Annotated in this window: 17 protein-coding genes; 9 read left to right on the top strand and 8 right to left on the bottom strand. The window is 63.9% G+C overall.

Annotated features, from left to right (window positions below; all coding sequences use genetic code 11):
- Positions 1-48 precede the first annotated feature (48 nt).
- From HU751_RS24325 to HU751_RS24310, 4 genes are read right to left on the bottom strand one after another with little or no spacing between them, the layout of a single operon-like run.
- Positions 49-987 (bottom strand): 5-oxoprolinase subunit C family protein, encoded by a 939-nt coding sequence (locus HU751_RS24325; protein ID WP_186733051.1) that lies wholly within the window; start codon positions 985-987, stop codon positions 49-51.
- Positions 984-1,679 carry a 5-oxoprolinase subunit PxpB gene (gene pxpB, locus HU751_RS24320; protein WP_186733052.1) on the bottom strand — a complete coding sequence of 232 codons (696 nt, stop codon included), beginning with the start codon at positions 1,677-1,679 and terminating at the stop codon, positions 984-986. The genes HU751_RS24325 and pxpB overlap by 4 nt, the downstream gene beginning before the upstream one ends.
- Complete coding sequence (locus HU751_RS24315; protein ID WP_186733053.1) at positions 1,676-2,455, bottom strand: 5-oxoprolinase subunit PxpA; 780 nt, start codon at positions 2,453-2,455, stop codon at positions 1,676-1,678. The genes pxpB and HU751_RS24315 overlap by 4 nt, the downstream gene beginning before the upstream one ends.
- A gap of 10 nt (positions 2,456-2,465) precedes the next feature.
- Complete coding sequence (locus HU751_RS24310; protein WP_050706835.1) at positions 2,466-3,752, bottom strand: MFS transporter; 1,287 nt, start codon at positions 3,750-3,752, stop codon at positions 2,466-2,468.
- Between the two features lie 129 nt (positions 3,753-3,881).
- Here HU751_RS24310 and HU751_RS24305 point away from each other — a divergent pair, with 129 nt between their 5' ends.
- The 5 genes from HU751_RS24305 to HU751_RS24285 all read left to right on the top strand — a co-directional run bounded on the left by HU751_RS24305 (position 3,882) and on the right by HU751_RS24285 (position 9,897).
- Complete coding sequence (locus tag HU751_RS24305) at positions 3,882-4,793, top strand: LysR family transcriptional regulator (protein WP_186733054.1); 912 nt, start codon at positions 3,882-3,884, stop codon at positions 4,791-4,793.
- Positions 4,794-5,028: 235 nt separating this feature from the next.
- Positions 5,029-7,179, top strand: a complete 2,151-nt coding sequence (locus HU751_RS24300) for a T6SS effector BTH_I2691 family protein (protein ID WP_217862552.1) — start codon at positions 5,029-5,031, stop codon at positions 7,177-7,179.
- Complete coding sequence (locus HU751_RS24295) at positions 7,124-8,182, top strand: hypothetical protein (protein ID WP_186735937.1); 1,059 nt, start codon at positions 7,124-7,126, stop codon at positions 8,180-8,182. The genes HU751_RS24300 and HU751_RS24295 overlap by 56 nt, the downstream gene beginning before the upstream one ends.
- 2 nt (positions 8,183-8,184) lie before the next feature.
- Positions 8,185-8,988 (top strand): DUF6708 domain-containing protein, encoded by an 804-nt coding sequence (locus HU751_RS26960; protein ID WP_225933405.1) that lies wholly within the window; start codon positions 8,185-8,187, stop codon positions 8,986-8,988.
- 390 nt (positions 8,989-9,378) lie between these two features.
- A complete protein-coding gene (locus HU751_RS24285) occupies positions 9,379-9,897 on the top strand; it encodes a DUF6708 domain-containing protein (protein ID WP_217862551.1) in 519 nt (172 codons plus the stop codon).
- Positions 9,898-10,069: 172 nt separating this feature from the next.
- Here HU751_RS24285 and HU751_RS24280 read toward each other — a convergent pair whose 3' ends face one another.
- From HU751_RS24280 to HU751_RS24270, 3 genes are read right to left on the bottom strand one after another with little or no spacing between them, the layout of a single operon-like run.
- The gene (locus HU751_RS24280) at positions 10,070-10,591 is read right to left on the bottom strand and encodes a DUF2937 family protein (RefSeq protein WP_186735933.1); all 522 of its coding nucleotides are present in this window, start codon (positions 10,589-10,591) and stop codon (positions 10,070-10,072) included.
- Between the two features lie 9 nt (positions 10,592-10,600).
- Entirely contained in the window at positions 10,601-11,374 is a 774-nt protein-coding gene (locus tag HU751_RS24275) for a class II glutamine amidotransferase (RefSeq protein WP_110739193.1), read from the bottom strand.
- A gap of 15 nt (positions 11,375-11,389) precedes the next feature.
- A complete protein-coding gene (locus HU751_RS24270; protein WP_186735931.1) occupies positions 11,390-11,899 on the bottom strand; it encodes an MFS transporter in 510 nt (169 codons plus the stop codon).
- Between the two features lie 185 nt (positions 11,900-12,084).
- Between HU751_RS24270 and HU751_RS24265 the strand changes: the two genes are divergently transcribed.
- Positions 12,085-14,127: a S9 family peptidase gene (locus HU751_RS24265; protein WP_186735929.1), complete on the top strand. Its 2,043-nt coding sequence runs from the start codon at positions 12,085-12,087 to the stop codon at positions 14,125-14,127.
- A gap of 176 nt (positions 14,128-14,303) precedes the next feature.
- A complete protein-coding gene (locus tag HU751_RS24260) occupies positions 14,304-14,777 on the top strand; it encodes a cyclic nucleotide-binding domain-containing protein (RefSeq protein ID WP_186735927.1) in 474 nt (157 codons plus the stop codon).
- Here the strand turns inward: HU751_RS24260 and HU751_RS24255 are convergent.
- Positions 14,774-15,049, bottom strand: a complete 276-nt coding sequence (locus HU751_RS24255) for a hypothetical protein (protein WP_186735925.1) — start codon at positions 15,047-15,049, stop codon at positions 14,774-14,776. The two genes, HU751_RS24260 and HU751_RS24255, sit on opposite strands and share 4 nt — an antisense overlap.
- A gap of 132 nt (positions 15,050-15,181) precedes the next feature.
- On the opposite strand from HU751_RS24255, the gene HU751_RS24250 reads away from it, so the two are divergent.
- Positions 15,182-15,547, top strand: a complete 366-nt coding sequence (locus tag HU751_RS24250) for a YajD family HNH nuclease (protein ID WP_050704320.1) — start codon at positions 15,182-15,184, stop codon at positions 15,545-15,547.
- 73 nt (positions 15,548-15,620) lie between these two features.
- A complete protein-coding gene (locus HU751_RS24245; RefSeq protein ID WP_028693028.1) occupies positions 15,621-16,091 on the top strand; it encodes an RNA methyltransferase in 471 nt (156 codons plus the stop codon).
- The last annotated feature ends 222 nt before the right edge of the window (positions 16,092-16,313 follow it).

The raw sequence follows: 16,313 nt of genomic DNA, 5'->3' as shown, positions 1-16,313 counted from the left end.
CTCGATCAGGCGTGGGAGCGGGCTTGCCCCGCGATAGGGCTGATAGCTTCATCCCCAACGGCTCAGATAAGCCTGCTGCTCCCGCCACGCTTCATCCTGCACCATCGCCCGAAACCGCACCACTGCCCCCGGCATGCACTGCGCCAGCTGCGCCAGCGCCAACGGCGTCAATGCCCCCAGCCTTGGATACCCACCGATGGTCTGCCGGTCATTGAGCAGCACGATCGGCTGCCCATCCGGCGGTACCTGCACGGCGCCGAGCGGGATCCCCTCGGAGATCATCGGCGCGCCCTGGTAGACCAGTTGCGGCCCGAGCAGGCGAATACCCATGCGATCGGCCCGGCTGTCCAGCGTCCAGTCACGGTTGAACGCCTCGAACAGGCTGGTGCCGCCGAAGTCACCGATCTGCGCGCCCATCACCAGGTCCAATACCGGTTTCTCGGCATACACCGGCCGCAGCGCTTCGGGCACGTGGGAGCGGCGGTTCGGCGCCCCGATTTGCCCCGCGATGGCCCCGACAGCATGCAGTACCTCCCCTTTAACCAATGCCCGGCCCTGGCCGTCTACTCCACCTAGTTCTTCCCGTACCACGGTGGAACAACTCCCCAGCACCGACTCGCCCACGAACCCGCCCGGCACCGCCAGGTAAGCACGTACCCCCTGGCGAGGCTGACGCAGCGTCAGGCGCTGGCCCTTGCCCAGGTTGAAACTGGTCCAGGGCGCCACGGCCTGCCCGTCGACCTGCGCATCCAAGTCAGCCCCGGCCAGCGCCAGCACGCAGTCCTGCTCGGCGACCACGCTGAAGCCGCCGAGGGCGATTTCCACCACGGCGCTGTCCAGGGCATTGTCCAGCAGCCAGTTGGCCCAGCGCATCGCCACCCAGTCCAGCGCGCCGCCCTGGGTCACGCCCAGGTGCCGCACACCAAAACGTCCGGCATCCTGCAACAAGCACAGCGCGGTGCTGGCCTCGACTCTCAACTGGCTCATGCCTGGGCCTCCAGCGGGCTGTCGTCACCGCCCAGCTTGATGAATTCGGCCCGTTCGACGGCCACGAAACGCACCCGATCGCCAGGCTGCAGCAGGCTGTAGCCCTCGCGCTCGCGGTCGAACAGGCGCACCGGCGTGCGACCGATCAGGTTCCAGCCGCCCGGCGACACAGCCGGATAGGCGGCGGTCTGGCGCTCGGCGATGCCGACGCTGCCCGCCGCCACGCGCTTGCGCGGAGTGCTCAGGCGCGGCGTGGCCAGGCGTTCGTCGACCAGGCCCATGAAGCCGAAGCCCGGCGCGAAACCCAGGGCGAACACCGGGTAGTCGCGAGCACAATGCAGGCGGATTACCTCGACCTCGCTCATCCCTGCGCGCGTGGCCAGCACCGGCAGCTCGGGGCCGACGCTGGCGTGGTACCACACCGGGATCTCGTGCCGGCGCCCGGCCTGGCCGGCATCCGGCCGCAGGCCCTCCAGCGCCTGCAGGATACGCTGGCGCGCCTCGCCCGGCGCCAGGTCGAACTGCACCATCAGCGTGGTATAGGACGGCACCAGGTCGATCAGCTGTTGGCCAAAAGCATCCCGCAAGCGCTGGCTGGCGGCGAGGATCCACGGCATGTTGCCTTCATCGATGGCATCGAACAGCCGCACCATCAGGCTGTCGATGGCCACCACCTCGATACGTGGCGTCATGCTTGCTCCAGTGCATCCAGGGCCTGGCGGATCTGGCGCACGGCGGCCACCGAGCCGTCGTTGTCGCCGTGCACGCACAGGGTGCTGGCGTTCAAGCGCACGTCGCTGCCGTCGTCAGCCACCAGGGCTTCGCCCTTGGCCAGGCGCAAGGCCTGCTCGACCACCAGCGCCGGATCATGGTGCACCGCGTTCGGCAGGCGCCGCGACATCAGGTGCCCGCTGGCGGTGTAGCCACGGTCGGCGAAGGCCTCGAACCACAGCGGCACGCCGACTTCGTCGCCCAGGGCCTGGGCGGCGCTGTCGTCGGCGGTGGCCATGAGCATCAGCGGCAGGCCGCTGTCGAACGCCGCCACTGCTTCGAGCACGGTGCGCAGGATGTCCGGGTTGGCCATCATGTCGTTGTACAGCGCGCCGTGGGGCTTGACGTAGGCCACCCGGCCGCCGAGCACCCGGCAGATGCCGTCCAGGGCGCCGATCTGGTAATGCAGCAGGTCGCGGATCTCGTCGCTGCTGCAGGCCAGGGAACGGCGGCCGAAGCCCATCAAATCCGGGTAGGCCGGGTGCGCGCCGATGGCCACCCGGTGCTCCAGGGCCAGGGCCACGGTGCGGCGCATGGTGCCCGGGTCGCCGGCGTGGTAGCCGCAGGCGATGTTGGCGCAGTCGATGAACGGCATGACCTTGGCGTCCTGGCCCATGCGCCAGTTGCCGAAGCTCTCGCCCATGTCGCAATTGAGTAGCAGGCGTTTCACCTGGCGGACCTCCGTATCAATGTTCATGATGCCTACCTTAGCGCGCCTGGAGCGCTTTGCCGCGGGTTTCCGGCAGGCTCAGGGCCGCCAGGATCACCACACCGTAGGACACTGCGGCGAAGGCGCCAATCCCCAGGCCCAACGGCACTTTCTCGCCGAGCAGGCCGATCAGCAACGGGAACATGGCCGCGACCACCTTGCCGATGTTGTAGCAGAAGCCCTGCCCCGATCCGCGGATCCGGGTCGGGAACAGTTCGGTGAGGAACGAGCCCATGCCGCTGAAGATGCCCGAAGCAAAGAAGCCCAGGGGGAAGCCCAGCCACAGCATCACCCCGTCGCTGACCGGCATCTGCGTGTAGAGCAGGACGATGACGAACGAGCCCACGGCGAACAGGATGAAGTTCTTCCTGCGCCCCAGCAGGTCGCACAGGTAGGCGCTGACCACGTAGCCGATGTAGGAGCCGACAATGACCATCGCCAGGTAGCCGCCGGTACCCAGCACGCTCAGGCCGCGCTCGTTCTTGAGGAAGGTCGGCAGCCACGAGGTGATGGCGTAGTAGCCGCCCAGGGCGCCGGTGGTCAGCAGCGAGGCGCGGATCGTGGTCCAGAGCATGCCGGGGGCGAAGATCTCGTAGAACTGCGCAGGCGCCTCGGCCTGCTCGACGGCCTTGGCCTGACGGTAGATCTCCGGGTCCTTGACCAGGCGCCGGACGAAGATCACGAAGATCGCTGGCAGCAGGCCCAGCAGGAACAGCGCGCGCCAGGCCTGCTCGGCCGGCAGCCAGGAGAACAGCAGGGCATAGAGGATCGCCGTCAGGCCCCAGCCGATGGCCCAGCCCGACTGCACCATGCCCACCGCCTTGCCACGGTCCTGGGCACGGATCACCTCGCCGATCAGCACCGCGCCGGCGGTCCATTCACCGCCGAAGCCGAAGCCCATCAGGGTACGGGCGATCAGCAGTTGCTCGTAGCTCTGGGCGAAGCCGCAGAGGAAGGTGAAAAAGGCGAACCACAGCACCGTCAGCTGCAGGGTGCGCACCCGCCCGATGCGGTCGGACAGAATGCCGGCGATCCAGCCGCCCAGGGCCGAGGCGATCAAGGTGCTGGTGTGGATCAACCCGGCCTCGGCGGTGCTGATGCCCCACACCATGATCAGGGTGGGGATGACGAAACTCAGCATCTGGGTGTCCATGCCGTCCAGGCCGTAGCCGATCTTGCAGCTCCAGAAGGTGCGTCGTTGCTGGGAGTCGATGTCGCGGTACCAGGCGAAGGGGCCGCTCGAGGTTCGGGCGGGGGCCTGCTGCTGCACGCCGGTCGGGTTCATGGTTGCCTCGGCTTGTTGGTATTGTTCTATGGGCGACGTCGGGCGTCGCGGCCTGGGCTTCATGTTCAGAGGCCGCGCCGCCTGCGTCCAACGAGAAAAACCGCCGGTCTGGAACAAGAAAAACTGATCATGAACCTTCGTTTCCTCGAAACCTTCGTCTGGGTCGCCCGGCTCAGGAGCTTCCGCCTCACCGCCGAGAAGCTGTTCACCACCCAGGCCTCGGTGTCCAGCCGCATCGCCGCGCTGGAGGCCGACCTGGGCGTGAAACTGCTGCTGCGCGACTCCCGCGGGGTCAGCCTGACGCCGGAAGGCGCCAAGGTGCTGGAGTACGCCGAACGCATGCTCGACACCGCCAAGGCCATGAAGCAGTCGCTGGACAGCGACCGGGCGAAGACCGGGCGCATCCGCCTGGGGGTGATGGACACGGTCATCCACACCTGGATGAGCGCCCTGGTGGCGGAGCTGGGCGAGCGCTACCCGCAGGTGGAGATCGAGCTGGTGGCCGATACCGCGCTGAACCTGCGCGAGCAGTTGCAGAAGGGCTTTCTCGACGTGATCCTGCAGACCGACCTGCTGCGCGAGCAGTCGATCCGCAGCCACGACCTGGCGCGCTACCCGATGGGCTGGATCGTCGCCGCCGACTCCCCGCACCACCGCACCTACGCCTCGCTGGCGGAGCTGGCCCGCGAACGCATTGTCACCTTCTCGAAGAACTCGCGGCCGCACCAGGAGGTGCTCGGCCTGCTGCAGGCCGCCGGGGCCGAGGCGCCGCGCCTGAACTGCGTGAACTCGGTGGCGGCCATCACTCGCCTGCTGCGCGACGGATTCGGCATCGGCGCACTGCCGCCGGCGCTGGTGGATGGCGAACTGAGCCGCGGCGAGCTGGTGTTGCTGGAAGGCTTGCAGCCACCGCCGAGCCTGGAGCTGGTGGTGGCCTGGCAGACCGGTGTGGCGCTGGTGGATGAGGTGGTGGGCGTGTGCCGGCAGGTGCTGGAGCGCTATGCGCGGGATGTGGGCGGACAGCGGATCGTGCTGGTCTGAAAGGCCCGTCGCGGGCTAACTCATGACCCTCGAATCCATAAAGCTAAAAACAGAGAATTTTCCCACGACCATTTAGGAAGTCATGATCGAGACTTCCTCCTGTATCGCTCCTAAGGTCACTGTCCTGTAACGGCTTCTCCTTCTCCGGAGAGCACGGCAAAACTGGACAGGGACTTTCCATGCCTACTCAATCCGATCTGAATTACCGCTTCGAGCCGTTGGCACGGAGCTATCCATGACCCTCAGCCTCAGTCAGTCCATCCTGGACGCACAACGTCAAGCCATTCCCGTCCCCAAGCCCCGCTGCTCCGCCTGCCAGCGTATCGGCCTGCCCATCCTCCTGCTGCGGACCGCCTACGCCCCCAGCCCCAAGACCCTGAGCACGCGCAACCTGCCCAACTACAACGGTGTCGCCGGCATCCCCATGCACAACGAACAGTTGCGCATCCTGCGCCAGGGCTATGTCTACGTGCTGCTCGACCAACGGGTCTGGCACGCCTACCAGGTCACCCCCGAAGGGGCACTGCGCCAGTTCCCGGCCTTCCAGCCACCCCCGCAAGCCGGCAAACCCTTGTCCACGGCCTGCCGGCAAGAACATCACGATGTCATCGCGTCGTTCATCAACATCAACACCCTGCTGTACTCGACCGCCTGGATCGCCTTCGCCAACGATCCCTGGCCCAAGCCCGTGCTGGACCAGTACAAGCATGCCATTGCGAACAACGACCCCGAGCTCACCAGCCGCTTCCAGGCTCTCGACCTGAAAGCGGCCCGCGAAGCGCCCGCCAGCGTGGGCCGGGCCATGCACGCAGACCGCTTGCAACTCGACGAGGTCCTGGAATACGCCGTGCCAAGCACCGGCCCCTTCACCAGCGTCCATGGCTTCTACCCTCGCCTCGAGCGCCTGGCGGCCACGCGCACGTACATCGCTGCCCTGATACAACGCGAAGAGCTCGCCGACGGCGTGCTCGCGCTGACGGTGCCAGACCCCGTCGGCATGGTCCAGGAGTGCAACGCGCAACGCCTCGCCTGGGTCCAGGCCCTGCAGACCTGGCGCGCCGAGCCGCAACGGCACTTCGAGCATTTCACCTCCCTGGCCCTGCTCGGCATCCGCGAGCTGAACGCCACGCTGGCCGCCGGCGAGGCCGCCGCCGAAGTCGAGCGAGAAGCACGCGAGGTGGAGCGCTGGAACAGCAGCCCCCTGCTCGCCGCCAAGGCTCCCCTCCCCGCCGTGGATGTCGAGGCCCAGTTGCCGCGTAGGATCGAGCGCAAGCAGCAGGAAGCACGGGAGCGCTTCGAGGAACGCTACGACGAGGGCGCACGCAGCGCCTTCGCCAGCGCCTACGAGACCGAACTGCACAACCGCCAACAGCTGATCGACCAGCTCGCTACCTTGTATGCCGAGCTCTACGCCGCCCCGGCGTTTCAGCGCATCGCCTATAACGACTACAGCGCCACCGACTGGCGCTCGGTGGAGTACTTCGTGAGCATGATGGGTTCCTGCCTGTACGGCGGCCCCAGCGAAACCCAGCCGCAGGACGGCGCCGCGCTCGGCGCGAGCCAACGGCTGTGGCAACAGGAACTGGAAAACCCCGACAGCCTGCTGTACCAGGCCCTGGTCGCCAAGCACCAAGGGCTGCTCCGGCAACTGCTGGAGGCCTTGACCAGCCAGGACCTGAGCAAGGTCTACGACACGGTCAAGGGCCTTACCACCAGCTACGAGGGCCAGCAGCTGATGGTCAAGCCGGTGCGCGACGCCATCGGCCAACTGCTCGGCGCCACCGCCAATGCCGGCAACACCCTCCACCAACACCTGTCCGCCGGCGCCCGGCAGATGATCGGCTACGTGCACAGCGCGGCGCTGCTGCGTTTTGCCGGGCAGCACATGACGCAGCTCGTCGTGCCGCTCAGGGCGGGCGAATACCTGAAGCTGCTCAACGAAGGCCTGCAGGCGCGCACCGATGCGCTGCTGGGCCAGCTGGACCAGGCCTTTCGCAAACCCGCCGCGCACAAGGTCAACGCCATGCTGCTCAGCGGCGCCATCACTGCGGCGGTGTCCGGCAAGCACGGCAAGGTCGTGGAACTGGTGCTCTGGACCATGGAGAGCGCCGAGGACCTGCAGGCCCGGTTGCAGCACCTGCAGGCCAGCGCGGGTACCAGCGCTGGCGAGGCGTTGCGCAGCGTGCGCATAGGGGCAGACAGCCTGCAATACCAAGCCACCCACAGCCTGCGCCTGCTCAGCCTGAGCGCGGAGCAGACCCGCGCCCTGGCCCGTGAGGCCATGGGCAACCTGCGCAGTGGCTTGTCTGGCCTGGGGCCGGGCGGACTTGATGTTGAGCCTGGGTGGGTTGTGGTTCCAGCAGGACAGCCTGCGCAGGAATCATGACGCGCTGAGCGCGATCCCGGGCAATGCGGAGACCGAAGCGTTGGCAGCGGTGTGGTCGTCGTCCATTGGGGTTTTGGGGTTGAGTATTGAAGCGACAGGGAAAGCGATCGAGATATTGCGGCCTGCCCGGGCCGCCGTGACGGCGGGTTCGACATTGATGCAGGGGACGCAACTGGTGAGGTACGGTGGTGCCATTGCTGCCGTGGCCGGTATTGCAGATGGGGCTAATTATTTATTAGCAGCTCAACGAGCAGCTTCACAAGAGGACAAACCATCGAAGTATTTCTATACCGCAGCTGGGTTTATTTCACTCCTATCAGCAGGAGCAGGAATAAGCACGCTTATATTCGGATCTGGTTTCCTAGGACCTGTAGGAATAGCACTAGCACTTTCACTAACGGCCTACACGCTTGCAACAATCGCTAAAAAAAACGAATCTTCCCCACTGGAGATCTGGGCACGCCAGTCCAGGTGGGGACTGCCGGCGTCACATCGTGAATGGCAGGCCGCAGAAGACAATGACAACGCTATAGGTGCTCTCAATGCAGCCCTATTGGGTATCACTGCGCACGCCTCAATAGATATAACATTCAAAGAAACACACCCTCCGAAAACGATAGAGCCGTTCGTCACGCTGAGGGACAGCTTCTCGGTTCCACTCGAAACACGCCTGAACTACACAATCACCATTCCTAATTTTGTTCACGGACAGGCAAAATACGAATGGACACTGGTAGTTTATTCACCGGGCAGAAACACCGTACCGACCGTGTACTCCGGAGACAGCGATAAGGAAAAAACCGAGTTATATGAGAACACTGGCAACCCAGATGATAGTTCTCAACAAGGAAAGACCCTAAGAATAGAAGGAAGCACATCAACCGCGAATTCAAAAACTATCGACGCCTTTGAGTTAACAGTCAGCTATTGGCCCAACAAGAACGACAGTACAAACCTAGCGAGACTAGTAAAAAAACAAGACAAACTAGATACAAGGGGATAAAAATGAAACGACCCGCCCTAATTCCTCCATGCCCAGGCTGGAAAGAGGACTTCAATCTCCCAAACGACCTTCCCAAGGTCAAGCCTAACCCCGGATTAGTAAATGCAAACCACCAGGAAGACTCCTATTTAGAAACTTCCCGACACTCCCTAAACATGCGAGGCTTGCTATTCATATGCATCCCAACAAGCTTCCCTGCGTTAATACTACTCCCAGACATGCTACTGGAAAGCCTGACCGATAGAAATTACACATTTTTTCTCATCGGGCTAATCATACTATTGATTGCAATCTGGCAAACAACTCTATTTCTGCGCCTACTTCGCCTCACTCCACGTGATGAACCGATACGATTTAACCGCGCCCGACAAAGAATCTACGCTTACAATTTTTCTTACTGCTGGTGGAACCCTTTCATTCCATGGCCAGTAAAAACAGTCAGCTACGAGTGGAAAGATGTACGCGCTGAGCGCTGGAAAAAACAGGGCGTCACGCATCAGGGTTCGCACGTCGTAAAGGTCGGGATCATGCTGTCAATCGTGGAGCCGGGCACAAACAAAGTCATCGACCGATTCCCTTTAACCAACCTGGTTGATGAAGAATCAGTTTGGGCCTATATATGTACTTACATGCAACATGGCCTCTCCGCTGTTCCACCCGCCCCTCTCAACAGAGATCACAACGATCTCCTCTGGTGCCAGTTCGCCATGCGTCTGGCGCCAGAGGTTAAGTGGCCTGAGAAGATAGACCACGAATCTCGAACTACCCCGCAGGCCATTCCACCTGTGAAGGTGGCGTTACCATGACACATGCCTCTGTCTGAGTATCGGTTGCCGACCCGACAAGAATAACGTCAAAAACTTAGTCAGCCCTACAAAAAAAACACAACTAAGCATAACGAGAAAGCCATGAAATATAGGCCTACCCTAGTTCCTCCGTGCCCAGGCTGGAAAGAGGACTTCAACCTCCCAAACAACCCGACTAAAGTCGACCCTTCTCCCATACTGCTAAGCTCAAACCATCAAGACGACATCTACTTAGAAACACCTCGCAACTCAGTCCGCACTGGAGGACTACTATTCCTATGCTTACCGCCTAGCATCACATTAATAGCAATATCCATAGAGCCAATAATAGACAGCATCCGACATAGCGATCTCGGGCGCCTACTTATTGAAGTGGTAGTTCTTGCCATTGTGAGCTGGCAAGCAGCATCTTTTTATCGTCTTGTCCGCTCCACACCACGTGATGAGCCAATACGTTTCAACCGTGCCCGTCAAAAAATCTACGCTTACAACTTTACTTTCTGTTGGTGGAACCCTTTCATTCCATGGCCAATAAAAATCGTCAGCTACGACTGGAAGGATGTACGCGCCGAACGCTGGAGAAAACAGGCTGTCACCCACCAAGGCTCGCACCTCGTGAAGACAGGGATCATGTTGTCCATCGTCGAGCCGGGCACCAACAAGGTCATCGACCGGTTCTCTTTGAGTAATACGTACGGGGAAGAGTCCATCTGGGCCTACATCTGCACTTACATGCAACATGGTCTCGATGCTGTTTCACCTGCCCCACACAATGAAGATCACAACCTTCTCCTCTGGTATCAGTTCGCCAAGCGTCTGGCACCAGAGGTCAAGTGGCCAGAAGCGATAGACCACGAATCGCGAACGGCCCCACACGCCGCTCCACTTGCAAAGGTTGAGTTGCCATGAAGCCAGTCGACCTCGACGGAAGTCGTCACCATAGCCCTATCCATAGGGCATTAATGGCGGGATCAGCGAGAGCGATGCACTCATACGCCTATTCGTGTGATTACACGAGTGTGAAGTGAAGCTTGGTCGTGCCACCCAACAACTGGCCTCTTGAGTAAGCGGGCACTGAAGGCTAGCGCCAGCTTTCCTTCACCACCTTGCGCCGCCCGCCAAGAATCACCCAACCAATCACCAGCAACAGGCTCTCGACCACAAACGCCAGCACGAACCCGCTGCCGATACCCCAGCCAATCGCCTCGGGCACCAGCAGGATCTGATAGCTGTAGCCCTTGAGCGTCTCCTCGCGCAGTGCCGGCTCCGGCTGTACCAGCACATGCCAGGTGCGACTCATCCACGAGCCTTGCAGGGCCTGCCATTCATGCTCGAGCAACTGGTTGCGGATCAGCAGGCTCTCGATGCTGTTGGCATCGCTGGTGAACACCGGATCGTCGCTGCCCCGGTAATGCCGCACCAACGCCTGCAGGTCACCGCTAAAGAAGCGCTGCGCGGTCTGGCGGAAGCCGTCGAGCGCCTGGCGCGATTCGAGCAGGTGCGCCTCGACGCGCTGGCTGTAGTCCTTGACCAGCCCCGGCACCTGGAGACCGGCCAGCAGGCCGAAGGTGAACAACAGCAAACGCAGGTAACTTCTGAACATGCAGCTTCCTTAACTCTGGCCGTGGGCAATGCACTCGCCATGCCGCCAGAGCCCCCATTGGCCCGGCTCGTAGCGGTTCCAGGTCTCATTCTCGGTCAGCGGCTCGGTGGCGATCACCGTGACCACGTCGTTGGGGGTGGTTTGCGTGTGGAAGTCGACGATCAGGTCGACATCCTTCAAACGCGCCGCGCCGAACGGTGCGCGGCGGGTGATGTGCACCAGTTTGGTCGAGCAGAAGCAGAACAGCCAGTCGCCGTCGCTGAGCAGGCAGTTGAACACGCCTTGGCCACGGTACCCGGCGCAGGCTTCGACCAGCACCGGCAACAGTTGCTCGACCTCGACCGGTTCGGGGAAGGCTTCGCGCACGCGGTTGAGCAGGTCGCAGAAGGCCGCTTCGCTGTCGGTATCGCCGATAGGCCGGTAGAACGTGCGCTGGCCGGTGAAATCACCCAGCTGGCCATTGTGTGCGAAACACCAGTTGCGGCCCCACAGCTCACGCACGAACGGGTGGGTGTTGGACAGGCAGACCTTGCCGACGTTGGCCTGGCGGATATGGCCGATGACCACTTCGCTCTTGATCGGGTAACGCTGCACCAGGTTGGCCACTTCCGACTCGCTGCTCGCCGCCGGGTCCTGGAACAGGCGCAGGCCGCGCCCTTCGTAGAAACCGATGCCCCAGCCATCGCGGTGCGGGCCGGTGCGCCCGCCGCGCTGCATCAGGCCGGTGAAGCTGAAGACGATGTCGGTGGGGACATTGGCGCTCATGCCCAGCAGTTCGCACATGTTGCGGCTCCTGGCTTAAAGACGGGGTTCGACGCGGCCCTGCCCGGGGCCGGAGCGGCGCACAGGGGCGGGGGGCGGGTCGTCGCGGTAGCGGTCTTGACGGTTGGCGGCCAGGGACGCTTCGGCCACGACCTCGTGTTCTTCCTTGGCCTGGCGCTGGGCGGCGGCCTCACGCTGGGCGCGGCGCTCGCGGGCACGCTTTTCCAGCGGCCAGCGGATCAGCACGAAGACGATGTACAGGGCAAAGGCGAGCATGCCGTACATGGCCAGGTCAGAGGCGGCGCGCCAGGCGTTGTTGCCGACCTTGAAGGCGACGTCCAGCGCGGTGATGGCGATGGCCGGGGCGAAGCTTTCCTTGACCGGGTCGACGATGGTCGGCGAGAACAGCAATACGGCGATGATCACCCGCAGCGGCTCGCGCAACCAGCGCCACATCCAGCCGGTCAGCTTGAAGCCCACCAGCAGGCAGCCCAGGGCGGCAACGGCGTACAGGCCCCAGGCGAGGGTATAGTCGTGTTCGGTCATGGTGTGGGTGCAAGCCAGGCAAAGAGATGCCTATGATAAACACTTTTCCCGGCGCAGGCTGCCCCCGCCCCGCAAGGGACCTGCAGCGGCCCTTCGCGGGGCAAGCCCGCTCCCACCTCCAGACCTCGATCAAGCGTGGGAGCGGGCTTGCCCCGCGATGGGGTCCACAATCTATGAGATCACCCATGCCCCTACCCCTTCCCGCCCCGATCGCCCATCAAGCCGAAGGCCAAGACCCCTATGCCTGGCTGCAGCAGCGCGACACCCCCGAGGTCCTGGCCTACCTGGAAGCGGAAAACGCCTACCAGCAAGCCGTCCTCGCCGACCAGGCGCCGCTGCGTGAACAGCTGTTCGAAGAGATCAAGGGCCGCATCCTCGAGACCGACCTGTCGCTGCCCTCGCCCTGGGGCCCGTACCTCTACTACACCCGCACCACCGCAGGCGACGAATACCCGCGCCATTACCGCTGCCCGCGCCCGGCCGACGACAGCAACACCGTCGATGAAAGCCGCGAGGAGCTGCTGCTCGATCCCAACGCCCTGGCCAATGGCGGCTTTCTTTCCCTCGGCGCCTTCAGCGTCAGCCCCGATCACGGCCTGCTGGCCTACAGCCTGGACACCAGCGGCGACGAGATCTACACCCTGTACGTCAAGGACCTGGCCAGCGGCGCGCTGATCACCCTGCCCTTCGATGACTGCGATGGCAGCATGACCTGGGCCAACGACAGCCGGACACTGTTCTTCGCCGAACTGGACGACACCCACCGCCCCTGGCGCCTTCGCCGTCACACCCTGGGCGAGACCAACGCCGCCACGGTGTTCGAGGAGCCCGACGGGCGCTTCTTCCTGCACTGCTACCGCGCCAGTTCCGAGCGCCAGCTGGTACTGCTGCTCAACAGCAAGACCACCAGCGAGGCCTGGGTGCTCGATGCCGCCACGCCACAGGCTGACTTCACCTGCCTGGCGCCGCGGGTCGAAGGCCACGAATACTTCCCCGACCACGGCCAGCTCGACGGTCAGTGGCGCTGGTTCGTGCGCAGCAACCAGGACGGCATCAACTTCGCGCTGTTCCACGCGCCGGCCGACAGTGTGCCGACCCGCGATCAGTGGCAGGTACTGGTACCGCACCGCGACGACGTCATGCTCGAAGGGCTCAGCCTCAACGCCACGGCGCTGTCCCTGAGCCTGCGCGAAGGCGGCCTGCCGATCATCGAAGTGCACCCGCAGGGCCTGCCGGCCTACCGCGTCGAGCTGCCGGACGCCGCCTACAGCCTCTACGTGCAGGACAGCCTGGAATTCGCCAGCACGCGCATCCGCCTGCGCTACGAAGCCCTCAACCGCCCGGCCCAGGTGCGCCAGCTGGAGCTGGCCACGGGTGACCAGCAGGTGCTCAAGCAGACCCCGGTGCTCGGCGCCTTCGACGCCGACGACTACGTCAGCCAGCGCCTGTGGGCGGTGGCCAAGGATGGCACGCGGGTGCCGATCAGCCTGGTGCGCCGCCGCGTCGACGAGGGCAAGAGCGTGCCGCTCTACCTCTACGGCTACGGCGCCTACGGCGAGAGCCTCGACCCGTGGTTCTCCCACGCCCGCCTGAGCCTGCTGGAGCGCGGCGTGGCCTTTGCCATCGCCCATGTGCGCGGCGGCGGCGAGCTGGGCGAGGCCTGGTACCGGGCCGGCAAGCAGGAGCACAAGCACAACAGCTTCGACGACTTCATCGCCTGCGCCGAACACCTGGTCGCCGAAGGCGTGACCACCCGCGAACGCCTGGCGATCAGCGGTGGCAGTGCCGGAGGCCTGCTGATGGGCGCGGTGCTCAACCTGCGCCCCGAGCTGTTCCGTTGCGCCATCGCCGAAGTGCCGTTCGTCGACGTGCTCAACACCATGCTCGACCCCGAGCTGCCACTGACCGTCACCGAGTACGACGAATGGGGCAACCCCGAGGAGCCCGAGGTGTACGAACGGATCAAGGCCTACGCCCCCTACGAGAACGTCAAGGCGCAGGCCTACCCGGCGCTGCTGGTGGTCGCCGGCTACAACGACAGCCGCGTGCAGTACTGGGAGGCGGCCAAGTGGGTGGCGCGCCTGCGCACGCGCAAGACCGACGACAACCTGCTGCTGCTCAAGACCGAGATGGGCGCGGGCCACGGCGGCATGAGCGGGCGCTACCAGGGGCTGCGCGACGTGGCGCTGGAGTATGCGTTCGTCTTCAATGAGCTGGGCGTGGCGTAAAACGCGATTTTCGTTGTCATAGGGTTCGCAACGGCGAGGGCTTTGCCCTCGTTTCGCGACACAAGGCCGCTCCCACAGGCTCCGCGCTATCCGTGTGGGAACGGCCTCGTGTCGCGAAAGGGCTGCGCAGCGGCCCCCGACAATCCCAGGACAGCACCCGGTGAGAACAACAACACATGCCCGACACCCAGCACCTGAACGCCGAGATCCGCGACATGCTCATGGACTGCGGCCTGTTCGACACCCTGCAGCCCGGTGACTTCCTCGCCGCCGCCGGCTACTTCAGCCTCACCGCAGTCGCCCAGGGCCAGACCCTGTTCAGCGAAGGCGACGCCGGCACCTTCATGTGCATCCTCCATCGTGGCGTGGTCTCGGTGCGCAAGACCGACGGCAACGGCGCCCAGGTGGAGATCGCCACCCTGCGCAAGGGCCGGGCCTTCGGCGAGATGGCCGTGCTCGACGGCGAACGCCGCTCGGCCACCTGCGTGGCCGCCAGCGACTGCCAACTGCTGACCCTGGGCAAGGACGCGCTGGAAAAGATGCTCAACGAAGCGCCGCGCATCGCCGCCCGGATCATCCGCGCCCTCGCCGTGGCGTTGTCAAGACGCCTGCGCATGCAGGATGGCCAGCGCCTGGCGCAGCAAGTCTAGCGGCCCTTGTCAGGCGCTTTCGGCGGGTCCTGGCTCAGCCCGGGCAACGGCTGGTCCTTGGGTGGCCCCGGCAGCGGCATCGGCGGCAACAGCGGCGCGCCTGGCCGGTTGGCGCCGGCCTTGGGCGGCGTGCTCGGGGTGATCTGCGGGTAAGGTGTCGGCGTCGCGGTACCGGGCGCGCCGGGAACCGTCGTGAGCGGCCGCTGCTGGCCCGCGGCGTCGGCCGTGGATACAGCGCCAAGCAACAGCGCGGCGAGGATCGCATGCAACATCGGCAGCCTCCTGTCAGAAACCTCCCTACAGGCTACGCCCAATGGCGCGATTTTGCCTGTCCGCCCGCCCCACAGGCGCGCTAGACTCAAAGGCATAACCGTCATTGCCCTGATCAGAAAAAAGGTAACACCATGAGTTCCACCTCCGACGCCACCGCCCGCCTCGACCGCATCCTCGCCGACGCCAAGCGCGACAAGGAAATGGGCTACCGCGACAAGGCGCTGAAGATGTACCCCCACGTCTGCGGCCGTTGCACCCGCGAGTTCTCCGGCAAGCGCCTGTCGGAACTGACCGTGCACCACCGCGACCACAACCACGACAACAACCCCCAGGACGGCTCCAACTGGGAGCTGCTGTGCCTGTACTGCCACGACAACGAGCACGCCCGCTACACCGACCAGCAGTATTTCAGCGAAGGTTCGCTGAGCACGCCGAAAGTCGCCGTGGCCACCCACAACCCGTTCGCCAACCTGGCCGCGCTGATGAAGAAGGACTGAACGTCGATTCACGCCCCCGGCGTGCCGGCAAGCCCGTATAATCGCGCTCTTTTTTTGCGAAGGGCCCCGACACGTGGCGAACAAACGGTACAGCTGCATCGGCCTGTTCAACCCCAAATCCGCGGAAAACGTAGGCTCGGTGATGCGCGCCGCGGGCTGCTATGGCGTCAACTCGGTGTTCTACACCGGCAAGCGCTATGAGCGCGCCCGCGACTTCGTCACCGACACCAAGCGTGTGCACTACGACATCCCGCTGATCGGCATCGATGACCTGCAGCGCATCATTCCGCTGGGCTGCACCCCGGTGGCCGTGGAGCTGGTGGAAGGCGCACGGCCATTGCCTGAGTACACCCACCCGGACCGGGCGATCTACATCTTCGGGCCTGAGGATGGCTCGTTGAGCGAAGACGTGCGGGGCTGGTGCGAAGAGACGATCTATATCCCGACAGAAGGCTGCATGAACCTGGCGGCGACGGTGAATGTGGTGCTGTACGACCGCATGGCCAAAGGCTTGAACACCCGCTCGGGGCCGAAGTTCAAGTAGCCATCACGCCTTGCGCCCCCCAATCCGGCTCCCGTGCAAGCCAGGCGTCTACGCGGCGAAATAAACGCTACTGTAGGCCGTTACCGTTGCCGTTGCCGTTGCCGTTGTGCTTTTGCTTTTGCTTTTGCTTCTAAGCGCGCGATATTCCAGGCGACACAAATTGCGACTTCAGGAGGCCGAACGCAGGCCTTGCGGAGGGAGGTGACGGGCATGGATGCCCGT

Origin of the sequence: Pseudomonas peradeniyensis, assembly GCF_014268935.2 — a bacterium.
Taxonomy (GTDB): Bacteria; Pseudomonadota; Gammaproteobacteria; order Pseudomonadales; family Pseudomonadaceae; genus Aquipseudomonas; species Aquipseudomonas peradeniyensis.
Note: the sequence above shows the minus strand (reverse complement) of the source record. Positions and strands in the feature narration are given on the sequence as shown.